The sequence below is a fragment of the Pseudomonas sp. TWI923 genome, assembly GCF_039673365.1.
GTDB lineage: Bacteria > Pseudomonadota > Gammaproteobacteria > Pseudomonadales > Pseudomonadaceae > Aquipseudomonas > Aquipseudomonas sichuanensis.
Map to the genome: position 1 here is coordinate 138,137 of NZ_JBDJLM010000001.1, position 17,403 is coordinate 155,539.

Here is a 17,403-nt window from a genome sequence, read left to right on the forward strand (position 1 = left end):
TCAAAGGGTCTGGCTGCGCCGGGAAGGCGGCAGCAACTGGGTGATCTGGCCTGCGTTGGCGGCACTGTCGTGCTGGCCGAAACAGGCGTTGTAGGTGGCAATGATTTCGGCGGCGATGGACACGGCGATCTCGATCGGCAGCTTGCCCTTCACTTCGGCCAGGCCCATCGGGCAGCGCATCCGCGCCATCAGTGCGTCTTCGTAGCCGCGTTCGCGCAGGCGGTGCTCGAACTTGGCCCGTTTGGTCTTCGAGCCGATCAGGCCGAACCAGGTGAAATCATTGCGTTTGAGAATGGCGGCGGTCAGTTCCAGATCCAGCTGGTGGTTGTGGGTCATGACGATGCAGTAGCTGCCTGGCGGCAGGTCCGCGACTTCGTCGACCGGCTCCTCGCTGACGATCTTGCTCACCCCGCTGGGGATGTGCTCGGGGAATTCCTGTTCGCGCGAATCGATCCAGCGCACCCGGCAGGGCAGCGCGGCGAGCAAGGGTACCAGAGCCCGGCCGACATGGCCTGCGCCGAACACGGCGATCTGTGCCTGCACGCCGCTCATCGGTTCGAACAACAGCACCGTGGCACCGCCGCAGCACTGGCCGAGGCTGGCACCCAGGCTGAAACGCTCCAGGTGTGGCGTGTAGCGGTGCTCCTCGAGCATTTGTCGGGCGATGTGCAGCGCCTTGAATTCCAGGTGGCCACCGCCAATGGTGTCGTACAGCGCGCTGGCGCTGACGACCATCTTCGAGCCTGCGTTGCGCGGGGTGGAGCCGCGTTCTTCGATGATGGTCACCAGCACGCAGGGTTCGCCGCGGGCTTGGTGGTCGGCGAGGGCGTTGATCCATTGGTGCATGTCTTCAATCCTCCTCGGTTCCCTGTAGGAGCGGCCTTGTGTCGCGAAAGGGCTGCGTAGCGGCCCCAGAAATCTCCATTGCTACACAGATCCTGGGGCCGCTGCGCGACCCTTTCGCGACACAAGGCCGCTCCTACAGAGGGGGCGCGCTGTCAGTGCGTCACGGGTTCCAGTTCCTGCTCCACAGGCTGCTGCGCAGCCACCGCCTTGCGCATCTGCTCGCAGCCCCACAGCACCCGCTCCGGCGTCGACGGCGCGTCGATGTTCGGCTGCACGCGGTAGTCGGCGATGCTCGCCACCGCGTCCTTGATCGCGCACCAGGCGGCGATGCCGAGCATGAAGGGTGGCTCGCCCACGGCCTTGGAATGGAACACCGTGTCCTCGGGGTTCTTGCGGTTTTCCACCAGCTTCACGCGCAAGTCGATCGGCATATCGGCAACCGCCGGGATCTTGTAGCTGGCCGGGCCATTGGTCATCAGCTTGCCCTTGGCGTTCCACACCAGTTCTTCGGTGGTCAGCCAGCCCATACCCTGGACGAAGCCGCCCTCGACCTGGCCGATATCGATGGCCGGGTTCAGCGAGTCGCCCACGTCATGCAGAATGTCGGCGCGCAGCATCTTGTATTCCCCGGTCAGGGTGTCCACCACCACCTCGACGCAGGCGGCGCCAAAGGCGAAGTAGTAGAACGGCCGGCCGCGTGCCTGGCTGCGGTCGTAGAAAATCTTCGGCGTGCGGTAGAACCCGGTGGTCGACAGCGAAACCTGGGCGAAGTAAGCCTGCTGCACCAGTTGCTCGAAGCTGACGATCTGGTCGCGGGCGCGCACATGGCCGTTGCGGAATTCGATGTCTTCCTCGGTGACGTTGTAATGCCGCGCGGCGAACTCGGTCAGGCGCTTCTTGAGGATCTCGGCGGCGTTCTGCGCGGCCTTGCCGTTCAGGTCGGCGCCGCTGGACGCGGCGGTCGGCGAGGTGTTGGGCACCTTGTCGGTGTTGGTGGCGGTGATCTGGATGCGGTTGAAATCCACCTGGAACACTTCTGCCACCACTTGGGCAACCTTGGTGTTCAGGCCCTGGCCCATCTCGGTACCGCCGTGGTTCAGGTGGATACTGCCGTCGGTGTAGATGTGGATCAGCGCGCCGGCCTGGTTGAGGAAGGTGGCGGTGAACGAAATGCCGAACTTGACCGGGGTCAGCGCCAGGCCTTTTTTCAGCACCGGGCTGTTGGCGTTGAAACGGCGGATCGACTCGCGGCGCTCATGGTAGTCGCTGCTGGCCTCGAGCTCTGCGGTCATCTCCTCGAGCATGTTGTGCTCGACGGTCTGGTAGTAGTGGGTGACGTTGCGTTCGGTCTTGCCGTAGTAGTTGGCCTTGCGCACCGCCAGCGGGTCGAGCGCCAGATGGCGAGCGATATGGTCCATCACCTGCTCGATGGCGACCATCCCCTGTGGGCCGCCGAAGCCGCGGTAGGCGGTGTTGGAGGCGGTGTTGGTCTTGCAGCGGTGGCCATGCACCGTGGCATCGCCCAGGTAGTAGGCGTTGTCGGAGTGGAACATGGCGCGGTCGACGATCGAACCGGAAAGGTCCGGCGAGTAGCCGCAGTTGCCGGCCAGGTCGAAGTTGATGCCGTGCAGGCGGCCGCTGTCGTCGAAGCCCACGTCGTACTCGACGTAGAACGGGTGACGCTTGCCAGTCATGGTCATGTCTTCGACCCGTGGCAGGCGCATCTTGGTCGGCTGGCCGGTCAGGCGCGCGATCACCGCGCACAGGCACGCGGGGCTGGCGGCCTGGGTTTCCTTGCCGCCGAAGCCGCCACCCATGCGGCGCATGTCGACGACGATCTTGTGCATCGGCACGTCGAGCACTTCGGCCACCAGCTTCTGCACTTCGGTGGGGTTCTGGGTGGAGCAGAACACGATCATGCCGCCGTCTTCGGCGGGCATCACCGAGCTGATCTGGGTTTCCAGGTAGAAGTGCTCCTGGCCACCGATGTGCAGGGTGCCCTGGATACGGTGCGGGGCGCTGGCCAGGGCGCTGGCCGAGTCGCCGCGCTGGTGGGTGTGGCTGTCGAGCACGAAGTGCTTCTTGCGCAGGGCCTCGACCACGTCGAGCACCGGCTCCAGGTCTTCGTATTCGATGATCGCGGCCATGGCCGCGCGGCGTGCGGTTTCCAGATCGCGGGCGGCGACGGCGAGCACTGGCTGGCCGAAGAACTCGACCTTGTCGATGGCCAGCAGCGGGTCGCCAGCCACCACCGGGCCGATGTCCTTCAGGCCCGGAATGTCTTCATGGGTGATGGCGATGCGCACGCCTTCGAACTGGTAGCACGGCGTGGTATCGATGCTCAGGATCCGCGCATGGGCACGGTCAGCGGTGCGCGCATAGACGTGCAGCTGGTTGGGGAACTCCAGGCGGTCGTCGATATACACCGCTTCGCCCGCCACATGCTTGTCGGCGCTGTCGTGCTTGAGGCTGCGGCCAACCCCGGTGGTCAGGTCCTGGCTGAACAGTGCGGCCATCTCGGCCTGGCTCTTGACGGCGTGATGGTTAGACATAGTCGGTCACCCGGGTTTCGATGTGCGGCGATTGCAGTTCGATGAAGTACTTGCGCAGCAGGTTCTGCGCGGTCAGCAGGCGATACTCGCGGCTGGCGCGGAAGTCGCTGAGCGGGGTGAAGTCTTCGGCCAGGGCCTGGCAGGCGCGCTCGACGGTGGCCTGGTTCCACGGCTTGCCGCGCAGGGCGGCTTCGCAGGCGCGGGCGCGCTTGGGGATCGCGGCCATGCCGCCGAAAGCCACGCGTACGCCACTGACCACACCGTTCTCGATGCTCAGGTTGAACGCCGCGCACACCGCGGAAATGTCGTCATCCAGGCGCTTGGACACCTTGTAGGCGCGGAACGCCCAGTCGCTGGTGGCACGGGGGACGATGATCTTCTCGATGAACTCGCTGTCCTGACGGGCAGTGATGCGGTAGTCGATGAAGTAGTCTTCCAGGGCCAGGGTACGCTGGCGCTCGCCCTGGCGCAGGACGATCTGCGCATCCAGGGCGATCAGCAGGGGCGGCGAGTCGCCGATCGGCGAGGCGTTGCCGATGTTGCCGCCCAGGGTGCCCTGGTTGCGGATCTGCAGCGAAGCGAAGCGGTGCAGCAGCTCGCCGAAGTCGGAGTACTCCTCGTTCAGGGCGGTGTAGCAGTCGGTCAGCGGGGTGGCGGCGCCGATTTCCAGGTGGGTGGCGGTCTTTTCGATACGCTTGAGTTCGGCAACATGGCCGACGTAGATCATCACCGGCAGGGTGCGGTGGAACTGGGTGACCTCCAGTGCCAGGTCGGTACCACCGGCCAGCAGGCGCGCCTCGGGGTGCGAGCTGTAGAGGTCGGCCAGGTCGGCCACGGTCAGAGGGACCAGGCAGCGCTTGTCGCCGCTGTTGAGTTCACCGGTCTGTTGCGGGGCGATGGCCTTGAGGCGGGCGATGGTCTGCGCCTGCTGCGCGTCGAACTGGTCGCGGCAGGGGCGGGCGCAGCTCTGCTCGGCGGCGTCGAGGATCGGCCGGTAACCGGTGCAGCGGCAGAGGTTGCCGGCCAGGGCTTCCTGGGCCTGGTGCAGGTCGTGGCCTTCGCTGTTTTTCTGCAGGGCGAACAGCGACATGACGAAACCGGGGGTGCAGAAACCGCACTGCGAGCCGTGGCAATCGGCCATGGCTTTCTGAACGCTGTGCAGTTCGCCCTGGTGTTTGAGGCCTTCTACGCTGATCAGCTGTTTACCGTGAAGGGAAGAGACAAACGTCAGGCACGAGTTGAGGCTGCGGTAGCGGATGCTGTCACTGCCCAGTTCGTCGGCGACGAGTTCGCCGACGACCACGGTGCAGGCGCCGCAGTCGCCGCTGGCGCAGCCTTCCTTGGTGCCGGGTTTGCCCAGGTGCTCACGCAGGTACTGCAGCACCGTCATGTTCGGGTCCAGGGCGTGCTCGTTGCGCAGCTCCTGGTTGACGAGAAACTGGATCACGGGGAGGGCCTCGCAATGGTTTTATTGTTGTTCGGGCGGACTCTAAGCAAGGGCTGACCTCTTGGTCAATAATTTTCTGACTCAAAGGTCAAGAAATTGCCTGCGCCACGGCCGAACCGCCTCAAGGAACCTTTCTCAAGCATAGTTCGCGCCGGGCAACAGGGTTGACCGGGCAGTCGCACAAAGCACGCGATCCCCCCTGCGCGAGCGCCGGGCAAGTGCGCTACAATCGCGCGCTTGTGCACAGCGATCTGATTTCGAAGGAAAACCATGACGTTCAAGGCGCCGGACAGCCTCTCCGAGCAAATTGCCCACTACCTGGCCGAGCGGATCATCCGCGGCGAACTCGCGCCCGGCGAGCGCATCCAGGAGCAGAAGGTCACCCAGGCCCTCAACGTCAGCCGTGGTTCGGTGCGCGAGGCGCTGCTGATCCTCGAGCGTCGCCACCTGGTGGCGATCCTGCCGCGGCGCGGCGCCCATGTGACAGAGCTCGACGAAAACAGCGTGCGCAGCCTGTGCGCGCTGATGGGCGAGTTCTACATCCTGCTGGGCAATGCCGTTGCCCTGCATTGGCGCACCGAGGCCGACCTGCGCCCGTTCCTGGAAATCCAGCAGCGCCTGACCCAGGCTCACGCCAAGCAGGACATCAAAGCCTTCGTCGCCGACAGTTTTGCGGTAATGCGCGCCGCTTATCCGTTCGCCAACAACCCCTATCTGCAGGAAACCGTCGAGAACCTGCAGCCGGCCATGAGCCGCGCCTACTACCTGGCACTCGACCAGCGCCAGGCCAACATGGTCGATTACCTCAACCTGTTCGCCCGCCTGCTCGAAGCCGTGGTCGCCCGTGACCAGCCACGCATCCGCGAGGTGCTCACCGCCTATTGCCAGCGCAGCTGCGAGCTGGTGCTGGCGGCCTTGGCGCGGATCTGACCGATGCGCCTGAAGTGCATTCGCCTGGCCGGTTTCAAGTCGTTCGTCGACCCGACCACGGTCAACTTCCCCAGCAACATGGCGGCCGTGGTCGGCCCCAACGGCTGCGGCAAGTCCAACATCATCGACGCGGTGCGCTGGGTGATGGGCGAGAGCTCGGCGAAGAACCTGCGCGGCGAGTCGATGACCGACGTCATCTTCAACGGCTCCACCAGCCGTAAGCCGGTCAGCCAGGCCAGCATCGAGCTGGTGTTCGACAACAGCGATAACACCCTGGTGGGTGAGTACGCCGCATACGCCGAGATCTCGATCCGGCGCAAAGTCACCCGCGACGCGCAGAACACTTATTACCTGAACGGTACCAAGTGCCGCCGCCGCGATATCACCGACATTTTCCTCGGTACCGGCCTGGGCCCGCGCAGTTACTCGATCATCGAGCAGGGCATGATCTCCAAGCTGATCGAAGCCAAGCCTGAAGAGCTGCGCAACTTCATCGAAGAAGCGGCCGGCATCTCCAAGTACAAGGAGCGTCGCCGCGAAACCGAGAACCGTATTCGCCGCACCCAGGAAAACCTGGCTCGCCTGACCGACCTGCGCGAAGAGCTGGAGCGCCAGCTCGAACGCCTGCACCGCCAGGCCCAGGCCGCCGAAAAATACCGTGAATACAAGGCCCAGGAGCGCCAGCTCAAGGCGCGCCTGGCGGCCCTGCGCTGGCGCGACCTGGATGATCGCGTGCGTCAGCGCGAAAGCGTCATCGGTGACCAGGAAATCGCCTTCGAGGCCCTGGTGGCCGAGCAGCGCAATGCCGATGCCAGCATCGAGCGCCTGCGCGATGGCCATCACGAATTGTCCGAACGCTTCAACCAGGTGCAGGGCCGCTTCTATTCGGTGGCCGGCGATATCGCCCGGGTCGAGCAGAGTATCCAGCACGGCCAGCAGCGCCTGCGCCAGTTGCAGGACGACCTGAAAGAGGCCGAGCGCACCCGCCTGGAAACCGAATCGCACCTGGGCCATGACCGCACGTTGCTGGCCACCCTCGGTGAAGAGTTGCAGATGCTCGAGCCCGAACAGGAGCTTACCCTGGCCGCCGCCGAAGAAGCCGCTGCGGCGCTGGAGGAGGCCGAGCTGGGCATGCATGGCTGGCAGGAGCAGTGGGACAGCTTCAACGCCCGCTCCGCCGAGCCGCGACGCCAGGCAGAAGTGCAGCAGGCGCGCCTGGCCCAGCTTGAAACCAGCCTGGAGCGCCTGGGCGAGCGTCAGCGCAAGCTGGGCGAGGAAGACGAGCAACTGGTCGCCGACCCGCAAGATGCTGAAATGCTCGACCTGGCTGAGCAGGTGCTCGGCAGCGAACTGTTGCTTGAAGAGCTGCAACTGCAGGAGCAGCAGGTGGTCGAGCGGCTCGAGGTGCTGCGTGAGCAGTTGCAGCAGTCCAGCCAGGCGCAGCAGCAACAGCAAGGCGACCTGCAGCGTCTCGGTGGCCGCCTGGCGTCCCTGGAAGCCTTGCAGCAAGCTGCGCTGGAGCCGGGCGCTGGCGCCGCCGACTGGTTGCGTGGACAGGGCTTGCAGCAGCAGCCGCGCCTGGCCGAGGGCCTGAGGGTCGAGCCCGGCTGGGAACTGGCGGTCGAGACAGTGCTGGGTGCCGATTTGCAGGCCGTGCTGTTGGAAGGCTTCGACAACCTCGAATTTGCCGCGCTGGAGCAGGGCGAGCTGCGCCTGCTCCTGAGCGCGGGCAAGGGAACTAGTATTCCCGGCAGCCTGCTCGACAAGGTCGAAGGGCGCACTGATCTGTCGCCCTGGCTTGGCCTGGTCAAGCCGGTGGAAAGCCTGGAGCAGGCGCTGGCCCTGCGCCCGACCTTGGCCGAAGGCCACAGCCTGGTCAGCCGCGACGGTTACTGGGTTGGGCAGCACTTCCTGCGCATCAGCCGTGGCGGTGACTCCCAGGGTGGTGTGCTGGCCCGTGGCCAGGAAATCGAGCGCCTGGGCCAGGAGCAACTGGAGCAGCAAGCGCAGCTGGAACAGTTGGATGAGCAGTTGCAGCGCCTGCGTGAGCAGCAGCTCGACCTGGAAGAGCAGCGCGAACAGCTGCGCCGCCGCAGCCAGGATGAGAGCCGCCAGCATGGCGAGCTCAAAGCGCGCCTGTCCGCCGGCCGCGCCCGCGCCGAGCAGCTCGAACTGCGCCGTAAGCGTCTGCACGAAGAACTGGCTGAGCTGCAGGAACAGCGCGCCCTGGAACACGAGCAGTTGGGCGAGTCGCGCCTGCTGCTGCAGGACGCCCTCGACCTGATGGCCCAGGACACCGAGCAGCGCGAGCAACTGATGGCCCGGCGCGACAGCCTGCGCGAAGGCCTCGACCGTATCCGCCAGGAAGCCCGCCAGCACAAGGACCATGCTCATCAACTGGCCGTGCGCCTGGGCTCGCTGCGCGCCCAGCACGACTCCACCCGCCAGGCCCTCGAACGGCTGGAACAACAGGCCGCGCGCCTGAGCGAGCGTCAGGAGCAGCTGAGCCTGAACCTGGAGGAGGGTGAGGCGCCCCAGGAAGAACTGCGCCTCAAGCTCGAAGAACTGCTTGAGCGGCGCATGAGCGTCGACGAAGAGATGCGCCAGGCCCGCCTGCACATGGATGAAACCGACCGTGAACTGCGCGATGCCGAGCGCCGCCGCACCCAGGCCGAGCAGCAATCGCAGTTGTTGCGTGGCCAGCTGGAGCAGCAGCGCCTGGAGTCCCAGGGCCTGGATGTACGGCGCAAGACCTTGCAGGAACAATTGCTGGCCGACGGCTACGATCTTCCGGGCGTGCTTGCCACACTCGATGAACACGCCAGCGAGCAGGGCACCGAACAGGAACTGGAGCAGCTCGATGGGCGCATCCAGCGCCTGGGCGCGATCAACCTGGCGGCCATCGAGGAGTACGAGCAGCAGTCCGAGCGCAAGCGTTACCTGGACGCCCAGAATGCCGACCTGGTCGAAGCGCTGGAGACCCTGGAAAACGTCATCCGCAAGATCGACAAGGAAACCCGCAACCGCTTCAAGGATACCTTTGATCAGATAAATGCCGGATTACAGGCACTTTTCCCAAAAGTTTTCGGTGGCGGCAGCGCTTATCTGGAACTGACGGGCGAAGATTTACTCGATACAGGGGTGACGATCATGGCGCGCCCGCCGGGCAAGAAAAACAGCACGATCCATTTGCTGTCCGGCGGCGAGAAGGCGTTGACCGCCCTCGCGCTGGTGTTCGCCATCTTCAAGCTGAACCCGGCGCCGTTCTGCATGCTCGACGAAGTCGATGCACCGCTGGACGACGCCAACGTCGGGCGCTATGCGCGCCTGGTGAAGGAAATGAGCGAGAGCGTGCAGTTCATCTATATCACCCACAACAAGATTGCCATGGAAATGGCCGATCAATTGATGGGGGTGACCATGCACGAGCCGGGCTGTTCACGTCTTGTGGCGGTGGATGTCGAGGAGGCCTTGGCCATGGTCGATGCATGACAAAGGAAGATTGGATGCGATCAAGCAGGTAAAATCCGCAGCAGGTGCGACAGACGGTGTAAAGTTGCCTTTGGTCGTGCTAGCTTTACGTCACTTGTTTTTGCGTGGGTAAAACGCCTGTCAGAACATAGAGTTGGCGCCACGTGTTAAAGGCCTTTGAAGCCTTTGTTTTCAAGCATATTTTTTATAGAGGCACGGGATTACATGGAAATCGGTCTGCGCGAGTGGCTGATCCTCATCGGCGTCATTGTCATTGCCGGGATTCTTTTCGACGGCTGGCGTCGCATGCGCGGCGGCAAAGGCAAGTTGAAATTCCGTCTGGACCGTAGCTACGCCAATGCCCAGGACGATGAGGGCAGTGCCGAAGTGCTCGGCCCTTCACGCGTGCTGGATACGCATAAAGAGCCCGAGCTGGACGAGACCGACCTGCCGTCGCTGAGTGCGCCGGCGCGTGAGCGTGAGCGCGAGCGTGAAGCCAAACCGGCCAAGCAGCCCAAGCGCGGCAAGCGCAACAACAGCGAGCCACAGCAGGGCGACCTCAATCTCGCCGCTGAGCGCGAGCCCGACCTGTTTGCCGAAAGCGACGATGAAGTGGTTGTCGACAACAGCAGCCGCAACAGCGCCCCAGCCAGCAGCGCCAGCACCCCGGCCAGGGAGCTGCCGCCGATGGAAGAGGTGCTGGTGATCAGCGTCATTTCCCGCGATGAAGGCGGCTTCAAGGGCCCGGCCCTGTTGCAGAACATCCTGGAAAGCGGCCTGCGCTTCGGCGAGATGGACATCTTCCATCGCCACGAAAGCATGGCTGGCCACGGCGAGGTGCTGTTCTCCATGGCCAACGCGGTCAAGCCCGGCGTGTTCGACCTGGACGACATCGACCACTTCAGCACCCGTGCCGTGAGCTTCTTCCTTGGCTTGCCTGGCCCGCGCCACCCCAAGCAGGCCTTCGACGTGATGGTCGCCGCCGCGCGCAAGCTGTCCCACGAGCTCAACGGCGAGCTCAAGGACGACCAGCGCAGCGTGCTCACCGCCCAGACCATCGAGCACTACCGCCAGCGTATCGTCGAGTTCGAACGCAGGGCGCTGACGCAGAAACGCTGACACACACCAGCGGGGCGGCCCCTGCCTCGGTCCGCACCGCGATGATTCAAGCAAAAGAGCAGCCTGGGGCTGCTCTTTTGCTTTGCACGAGAAGACGAAAAAATGAACGCCGAAACCCGAATCCATGAACTGCGCGCCGAGCTCGACCAGCACAACCACCGCTACTACGTGCTCGACGAGCCCAGTGTGCCGGACGCCGAGTACGACCGGCTGTTCAATGAACTCAAGGCGCTGGAGGCCGAGCACCCGCACCTGGTGACCCCCGACTCGCCCACTCAGCGGGTGGGCGGTGCGGCACTGGCGGCGTTCAGCCAGGTGCGCCACGAGGTGCCCATGCTCAGTCTGGGCAACGCCTTCGAAGAAGACGACTTGCGTGATTTCGACCGTCGCGTGGTCGAGGGCCTCGACCTGCCCGGCGGCGATCTGTTCGCTGCCCGCGCCGCTGTCGATTACAGCTGCGAACCCAAGCTCGATGGCCTGGCGGTCAGCCTGCTGTACCGCGACGGCCAGCTGGTGCAGGGCGCCACCCGCGGCGACGGCACCACCGGCGAAGACATCAGCGCCAACGTGCGTACCGTGCGCAACATTCCGCTCAAGCTGCAGGGCGAGGGCTGGCCGGCAGTGCTGGAGGTGCGTGGCGAGGTGTACATGAGCAAGGCCGGTTTCGACCGGCTCAACGCCGCCCAGGCCGAAGCCGGTGGCAAGACCTTCGCCAACCCGCGCAACGCTGCCGCCGGCAGCCTGCGCCAACTGGACTCGAAGATCACCGCCAGTCGCCCGCTGGAGTTCTGCTGCTATGGCGTCGGCCAGGTGTCAGAACCTTTCGGTGACAGCCATATCGGCATTCTCGAAAAGCTCAGGGGCTGGGGCCTGCCCATCAGCCGCGAGCTGCGGCACGCGGCTGGCATCGAAGAGTGCCTGGCTTACTACCGGGATATCGGTGAGCGGCGCAATGGCCTGCCCTACGAGATCGACGGGGTGGTGTTCAAGGTCAACAGCCTGGCCGCGCAGCGCGAGCTGGGTTTCCGTGCCCGTGAACCGCGTTGGGCGATCGCCCACAAGTTCCCGGCCATGGAAGAGCTCACCGAGGTGCTCGACGTCGAGTTTCAGGTCGGCCGTACCGGCGCGGTAACGCCCGTGGCGCGGCTGAAGCCGGTCAAGGTGGCCGGGGTTACCGTATCCAATGCCACCCTGCACAACATGGACGAAGTCGCCCGCCTTGGCCTGTGCATCGGTGACACGGTCATCATCCGCCGTGCCGGCGACGTGATCCCGCAGGTGATGCAAGTGGTGACCGAGCGTCGTCCGGCTGATGCCCGGCCGGTGCAGGTGCCCAGCGCCTGCCCGGTGTGCGGCTCGCAGGTCGAGCGCACGCAGCTGGTCAAACGCAGCAAGGGCAAGGCGACCACCAGCGAAGGCGCGGTGTACCGCTGTGTCGGCCGCTTGAGCTGCGCAGCCCAGCTCAAGCAGGCGATCATCCACTATGTGTCGCGCCGGGCCATGGACATCGACGGCCTGGGCGAGAAGAGCGTCGAACAACTGGTCGACGAAGGCTTGATCCGTTCGCCGGCCGACCTTTACAAGCTTGAGTTCGAGCAAGTGGTCGCGCTGGAAGGCTTCGCCGAGGTGTCCAGCCGCAAATTGCTCGAAGCCATCGAGGCCAGCAAGCGTCCGCCCCTGGCGCGCTTCATCTTTGCCCTGGGCATCCCCGATGTCGGCGAGGAGACCGCCAAGGTGTTGGCCCGCTCGCTGGGCAGCCTGGCGCGGGTACAGGTGGCGCTGCCCCAGGTGCTCACCTACCTGCCGGACATTGGCCTGGAAGTGGCCTACGAGATCCACAACTTCTTCGAGGCCGAGCACAACCGTGAAGTGATCGAGCAATTGCTGGCCAGTGGCATGCAGTTGCAGGACGAGGGTGAGCTGGCCGCCGAGTTCGCCGCCTGCACCACCCTGGCCGGGATGCTGGCCAAGCTCGACATCCCGTCGGTTGGCCCGACCGGCGCCGAGAAGCTGGTGGACAAGCTGGGCACGCTGGACAAGATCATCGCCGCCGATGGCATCGACTTGCGTCAGGCGTTGAATACCAAGCAGGCCGAGGGCGTGCGCGAGTTCTTCAAGGTGGAAGCCAACCAGCAGTTGGCCCGGGCCATCGAAGCCCAGTTGCTGGAATTCGGCATGCACTGGTCCTGCGAGAAGAAAACCGCCGCGGGCCTGCCCCTGGCCGGCCAGACCTGGGTGCTGACCGGCACGCTGGAGCGCATGAGCCGGGATGTCGCCAAGGAGAAGCTGGAAAGCCTGGGGGCGAAAGTGTCGGGCTCGGTTTCTGGCAAGACCCACTGTGTGGTCGCCGGCCCCGGTGCCGGCTCGAAGCTGGCCAAGGCCGGTGAGCTGGGGGTCAAGGTGCTGGACGAGGAGCAGTTCGTGGCCTTCATGGCCGGGCAGGGCATTGACCTCTAGCCGCCGCTGGGGGCGGGCCGCCCCGCGATGAAGCCACCACAAGTCCTTGAGAAATGATGGTTTTTTCTCAAGCAAAGGTTGTAACTTCGGCGCAGAACGGTACAATGGCGCGGCTCGTCACTTGGCGAGCCGTCGTGGTGGCCCCATCGGTCCCCCCGCATTGATTACCCGTTAACCTGGTCAGGCCCGGAAGGGAGCAGCCATAGCGGGAACATCGAGTGCCGGGGTGTGGCTGGTGGGGCCGCCTCCATTTTGGGCGCAGGCATTTTCGCTTCGCGCACCTTTCGTACCCCGCCTGTACCCTCTCTTTACGCCCGCGCAAGCCTTTACCCCTGCACAATCGTGCGTGGCGCCTTATCATGCACCCAGCGTGTCAGTCCGTTCGGCCAGGAGATAGCGACCGTGGAACATGTCGACGACCTCACCCGTCACAAGATCCGGGAATGGCAAATGCGCCGCCTGGAAATCAAGGACCAGATGGCCGCCAGCCCCGAGCGGGTGCTTGAGCTGTCGCAGGTGCTCGACCAGATGGAAGAGGAGCACGAGCGCATACTCGCCGAGGCAACGCCGCCAGCGCCTGTTGCCGCGGCCCAGGCCCTGCTCGAACTGCATTTGAACCTATCGGCAGGCAGCGTGCGTGACCTGCGCAAGTTGCTGGAGCTGGCGCTGCACGAACTCGATGGCGTGCTCGATGAGCCTCAGCCGGGTGCCCGTCACCCTGGCGGCATGGCGGGTTCACTGGGTGCTTACCAGTTCGAACTGCTGGTTGGCCAGGCGCCGGATGCCAACACGCCCTGAATCAGCCTTTGCCTGGACATTGAGCGCACATGCAGCCTGAACATTTCAATTTCTCCTGCCCTGTCTTCCTGCCCATCACCCTGGAGCGCTGCCAGGGGTTGCTGCAGGCCGAAGGCCCGCCCGCCCTGGACGCGCTGAGCGACCCTGAGCTGGCGGCCCTGCTGGTGATCCAGAACCTTGCCCAGGCCCAGGGCAAGCTCGATGCACCAGCGGCGGAGAAGGTGCTGGGCAAATTGCTGGCCTGGTCCGTCGATGGCCCCCATTCGCCGGACGTGAGCCTGCTGTCGGAGGCGCGCCGGCTGTTCGATGCGCGCAAACTGTATTTCGGCCTCGAGGTGATCAAAGCGTCGAAGTTGCGCCTGCTCACCGACGAAGAGGTGCAGGGGGGCGATTACCTGCTGGCCGACGGCAAGTGGGATTTCGACTTCAGGCTTCGTCGGCAGCAAGCCGACAACCCCTTCAGCCAGCAGGTGGTGACCGGTTTTGACAACGAGCGCTGGCTGACCGTCGAGCAGGACAAGCTGCTCAAGGTTATCCGTGCCAACCTCGACGAAGACATCCATGTCCAGGGCTACGCCGGCATCGGCAAGAGTTACCTGCTTGGCGCGCTGATGGATTGCCTGCCGCGCGGCCGGGTGCTGGCCCTGGCACGCACACCGGCCAAGCTTGGCACCCTGCGCCAGCGCATGGGCCTGGACCCGCAGGCCAAGGTCGGCATGACCTTCGGCCAGTTTGCCAAGGCCCTGCTCAAGGATGCGCAGCCGGCCAACGGCAGGGCCGCAGCGCGAGGCCCGGGCAAGCTCAAGCTGGCCCAGGAGCTTGGCATCGTCGGGCTGCGCCAGTACGACGCCGAGCATGCCCTGGATATCTGTCTCGAAGTGCTGCACAGCTATTGCGAGTCGCGTGACTACAGCCTGTCGAATCGCCACCTGCCATTCTTCCGGCAGGCGCTCTCGGGCGTCGATGCCCAGGTTCTGCTCGAGTACGCCAGCCGGTTGTGGCGCTATCTGGAGACGCACCCGGCCTGGGGCGCGCAGACCGGCTTCGAAGCGCTGCTGCTGATCAAGCGTGCCAGCCTGGGTGGCTGCAATGTGCCCACTCGCTTCAGCCACGTGATCATCGATGAGAGCCAGGACGTGCCGGGCTCGCTGTTGCAAGTCATCGAGCGCGGGCGGCAGGTGTTGATCACCCTGGGTGACGAATACCAGAAGGCCTCCGGTGCCGTGGTGCGGCGTGAGCGCCAGGTGCGGCAGAAGGATATCGCCTTCGCCGTTCGCTCCGGGCCAAAGGTCGAGCGCCTGATCAACCCCTTGATCGACGTGCATTCACAGAAGTCGAAAGTGGCCTTCGAGGCTGCGCGCAACGTGGATGTCGGTATCGAGCTGTTCCCCCAGGGCTTCATTCCACCCGAAGGCTGCGTGGTGCTGACCGCCTCGCGCTGGGATAGCATGCGCTGGGCCATGGAACTGGCCGAGACCGGTTGCCTGCTGAAATTCCCCGACTGGCCCGATATGCGACGCTTCATGGCCACTGCGGTCGGCCTGTTCCGGGCGGCATTGCATGGCCCGATGCAGGACGCCGAAGGGCCGCACCCGCACTTTTCGCACATGCTCGACTGGCAACAGGTGCGTGATGCCGAGCGCTTCGATGAGTCGTTCCTGTGGGTCGAGGCGCGGTTGCAGGATGGTTACAAGCTTGCCGACCTGACCACCCTGGCGGCGCGGGTCGCCGAGCAGCGTGCCAGCCTCTTGCTGATGATGGCCGAGGAGGCCGGGGGCCTTGAGTTCGACCATGTACTGCTCACGCCCGAACTGATGACCACCAACCGCTTCAAGGATGCCTACGCTTTCGATGCGCGTATCTGCGCCGTGTACATCGCTTTGTCGCGGGCGCGGCGCCAGCTGTATCTGCCCTATGACGTGCAGGAGTGGATCGCTTACCACAAGGGCCAACCGTTCCGCGAACTGCACGGTTACTGAAGGCTCACCTGCGCGGCGCTCGGCCGGGCCTGCCCTGGCTGGCGGACACCTTCATCAAGCGCTGGAAGGTCGGGCACTGCAGGTGATGCTCCTCGGGGCACACCGCCGCATGCCGCAACCCCTTGCTCATCGCCTGCAGGCGCTTGATCCGCTGGTCGATCTGGTCGGCCTTGGCCAGCAGCAATTGCCGGTCGACCTGCTGCTCGGCCAGCATCGCCGCCACCTCATCCAGCGAAAACCCGGCCGCCTGGCCCAGGGCGATCAACGCCAGGCGCTCGGGCGTGTCGGCCGGGAACTGACGGCGCTGGCCCCGGCCGGACAATGCCGTGAGCAGGCCCTTGTTGGCGTAGTAGCGCAAGGTCGAAGCCGGTACACCACTGCGCCTGGCGACATCGGCAATATCCATCTGGGGCCCCTTGACTTGAAGTTGACTTCAACTTGCATGCTGCTTGGCAAAGACCATTTCCGTCAATCTGCCCAGGGCCTTCGCCATGACCGTCTCCTCATTGATTTCCTCCGTCCTGTTCATCGGCATCGGCGCCACGCTGGTGATGGACCTGTGGACGCTGCTGCTCAGGCGCCTGGGCGTCACGACCCTGAACTACGCCATGGTCGGCCGCTGGGCGGGGCATCTGCTGCAAGGGCGCTGGCGGCACTCGGCGATCGGCAAGGCCGAACCAGTTCGCGGTGAGCTGGCGTGGGGTTGGGTGCTGCACTATGTGGCCGGGCTGCTGTTTGCCGGCCTGCTGATCGCGCTGGCCGGGGAGGCGTGGCTGGGTCAGCCATCGCTGCTCCCAGCGTTGTCGTTCGGAGTTGTCTCGGTGCTGGTGCCGCTGTGCGTGATACAGCCGGCACTGGGCGCGGGGTACTTTGCCGCCAATACGCCAGCGCCGCTGAAGAGTTGCTTGCGCAGCCTGGCAACGCATTGTGTGTTTGGCAGCGGTCTGTACCTGGCCGCGCTCGGTGTGCTGTGGCTCGTAGGCTAGAGATCTTTGCTGTCGGCGACAGGTGGCGCGGGCAGCGCTTGGGTGTAACGCTCGATGATTCGCTCGACCTCTCCGGATTGCTTGAGCCTCACAAACGCCCTGAGCACCGCCTGTGTCGGTAGCGCCGGATCGTTGCGCACCATGCAACTCAGTGCCTGTTCTTCCAGCACCGCCAGCCCATGCAGTTGCTTTGCCGGCGGCAGCCCACGGTTGAACCATTGCAGCGACAGCTGGTTGCTCACGGCATGCTGATAGCGCCCGGCCTGCAGCTTTTGCAGGGCCAGCTCCTGATTGCGGCTGTCTTCGCGCTGCAACTGGCCGCGGGCAAACAGTGGGGCGAGGGTGGGGTAGCTGTAGCCCAGCACGGTGCCCAGCGCCTGTGGGGGGAGGGCGTCGGCGGTGGTGGCGCTGTCGCCGGGCCGGCCGACCAGCAGGTCGCGCTGCTCGATGAGCGGGATGCTCCACAGGTAGTCGCCGTTGCGGCTGGTCAGCCATTGCGGGGAAACGTAACAGCGCACGTCGATGTCGCCGCTCTCCATGGCCTCCTGCAGCCGCAGCCGGGCCATCACATGGTACTGCGCCCGCACCCCCGCTTCGCGGGCCGCAGCCTGCATCAGTTCGAACAGAATGCCCTCCACCGGCTGCCCCTGCTCGATGCGCATCAGCGGCATGCTCCAGCTCTCGGCCACGGAAAAGCGCAAAACTGGCGGCTCGGCCAGGCTGTATGCACTGCATAACCACAGGAGGACCAAGGCTCGCCGCACGTCTCATCCTCCCTGATCAGCCCGGAGCTATGCCTGCTGCTGAGCTTAGACGAG

At 64.8% G+C, this 17,403-nt stretch carries 12 protein-coding genes and 1 other RNA gene; 8 read left to right on the forward strand and 5 right to left on the reverse strand.

From position 1 onward, the window contains the following. The 3 genes from xdhC to xdhA all read right to left on the reverse strand — a co-directional run bounded on the left by xdhC (position 1) and on the right by xdhA (position 4,845). A complete protein-coding gene (xdhC, locus tag ABE459_RS00625; protein ID WP_125464945.1) occupies positions 1–846 on the reverse strand; it encodes a xanthine dehydrogenase accessory protein XdhC in 846 nt (281 codons plus the stop codon). Between the two features lie 152 nt (positions 847–998). Then, on the reverse strand, positions 999–3,398 hold the full coding sequence (gene xdhB / locus ABE459_RS00630; RefSeq protein WP_258704840.1) for a xanthine dehydrogenase molybdopterin binding subunit: 2,400 nt from the start codon (positions 3,396–3,398) through the stop codon (positions 999–1,001). Beyond that, positions 3,391–4,845 (reverse strand): xanthine dehydrogenase small subunit, encoded by a 1,455-nt coding sequence (gene xdhA, locus ABE459_RS00635; protein ID WP_323828291.1) that lies wholly within the window; start codon positions 4,843–4,845, stop codon positions 3,391–3,393. The genes xdhB and xdhA overlap by 8 nt, the downstream gene beginning before the upstream one ends. Before the next feature lie 270 nt (positions 4,846–5,115). On the opposite strand from xdhA, the gene ABE459_RS00640 reads away from it, so the two are divergent. The 7 genes from ABE459_RS00640 (at position 5,116) to ABE459_RS00670 (ending at position 15,599) form a co-directional block, all read left to right on the forward strand. Further along, complete coding sequence (locus ABE459_RS00640) at positions 5,116–5,775, forward strand: GntR family transcriptional regulator (protein ID WP_125464942.1); 660 nt, start codon at positions 5,116–5,118, stop codon at positions 5,773–5,775. Positions 5,776–5,778: 3 nt separating this feature from the next. After that, positions 5,779–9,267, forward strand: a complete 3,489-nt coding sequence (gene smc, locus ABE459_RS00645; protein ID WP_323828289.1) for a chromosome segregation protein SMC — start codon at positions 5,779–5,781, stop codon at positions 9,265–9,267. 204 nt (positions 9,268–9,471) lie between these two features. Next, positions 9,472–10,365, forward strand: coding sequence for a cell division protein ZipA (gene zipA / locus ABE459_RS00650; protein ID WP_125464940.1), 894 nt, complete (start codon positions 9,472–9,474; stop codon positions 10,363–10,365). Positions 10,366–10,467: 102 nt separating this feature from the next. Continuing rightward, positions 10,468–12,822, forward strand: coding sequence for an NAD-dependent DNA ligase LigA (ligA, locus tag ABE459_RS00655; protein ID WP_258704838.1), 2,355 nt, complete (start codon positions 10,468–10,470; stop codon positions 12,820–12,822). A gap of 144 nt (positions 12,823–12,966) precedes the next feature. Beyond that, positions 12,967–13,063, forward strand: an RNA gene (gene ffs / locus ABE459_RS00660) — signal recognition particle sRNA small type. 161 nt (positions 13,064–13,224) lie between these two features. After that, complete coding sequence (locus ABE459_RS00665) at positions 13,225–13,620, forward strand: hypothetical protein (RefSeq protein ID WP_258642617.1); 396 nt, start codon at positions 13,225–13,227, stop codon at positions 13,618–13,620. Positions 13,621–13,649: 29 nt separating this feature from the next. Beyond that, the gene (locus tag ABE459_RS00670; RefSeq protein WP_323828261.1) at positions 13,650–15,599 is read left to right on the forward strand and encodes a hypothetical protein; all 1,950 of its coding nucleotides are present in this window, start codon (positions 13,650–13,652) and stop codon (positions 15,597–15,599) included. Positions 15,600–15,603: 4 nt separating this feature from the next. On the opposite strand, the gene ABE459_RS00675 is transcribed toward ABE459_RS00670, so the two are convergent. After that, on the reverse strand, positions 15,604–16,005 hold the full coding sequence (locus ABE459_RS00675) for a helix-turn-helix domain-containing protein (RefSeq protein ID WP_323828259.1): 402 nt from the start codon (positions 16,003–16,005) through the stop codon (positions 15,604–15,606). A gap of 85 nt (positions 16,006–16,090) precedes the next feature. Between ABE459_RS00675 and ABE459_RS00680 the strand changes: the two genes are divergently transcribed. Then, the gene (locus ABE459_RS00680; protein WP_323828555.1) at positions 16,091–16,585 is read left to right on the forward strand and encodes a DUF2938 domain-containing protein; all 495 of its coding nucleotides are present in this window, start codon (positions 16,091–16,093) and stop codon (positions 16,583–16,585) included. Here the strand turns inward: ABE459_RS00680 and ABE459_RS00685 are convergent. Next, positions 16,582–17,349 (reverse strand): transporter substrate-binding domain-containing protein, encoded by a 768-nt coding sequence (locus ABE459_RS00685; protein WP_323828257.1) that lies wholly within the window; start codon positions 17,347–17,349, stop codon positions 16,582–16,584. The genes ABE459_RS00680 and ABE459_RS00685 overlap by 4 nt on opposite strands. Between the last annotated feature and the right edge of the window lie 54 nt (positions 17,350–17,403).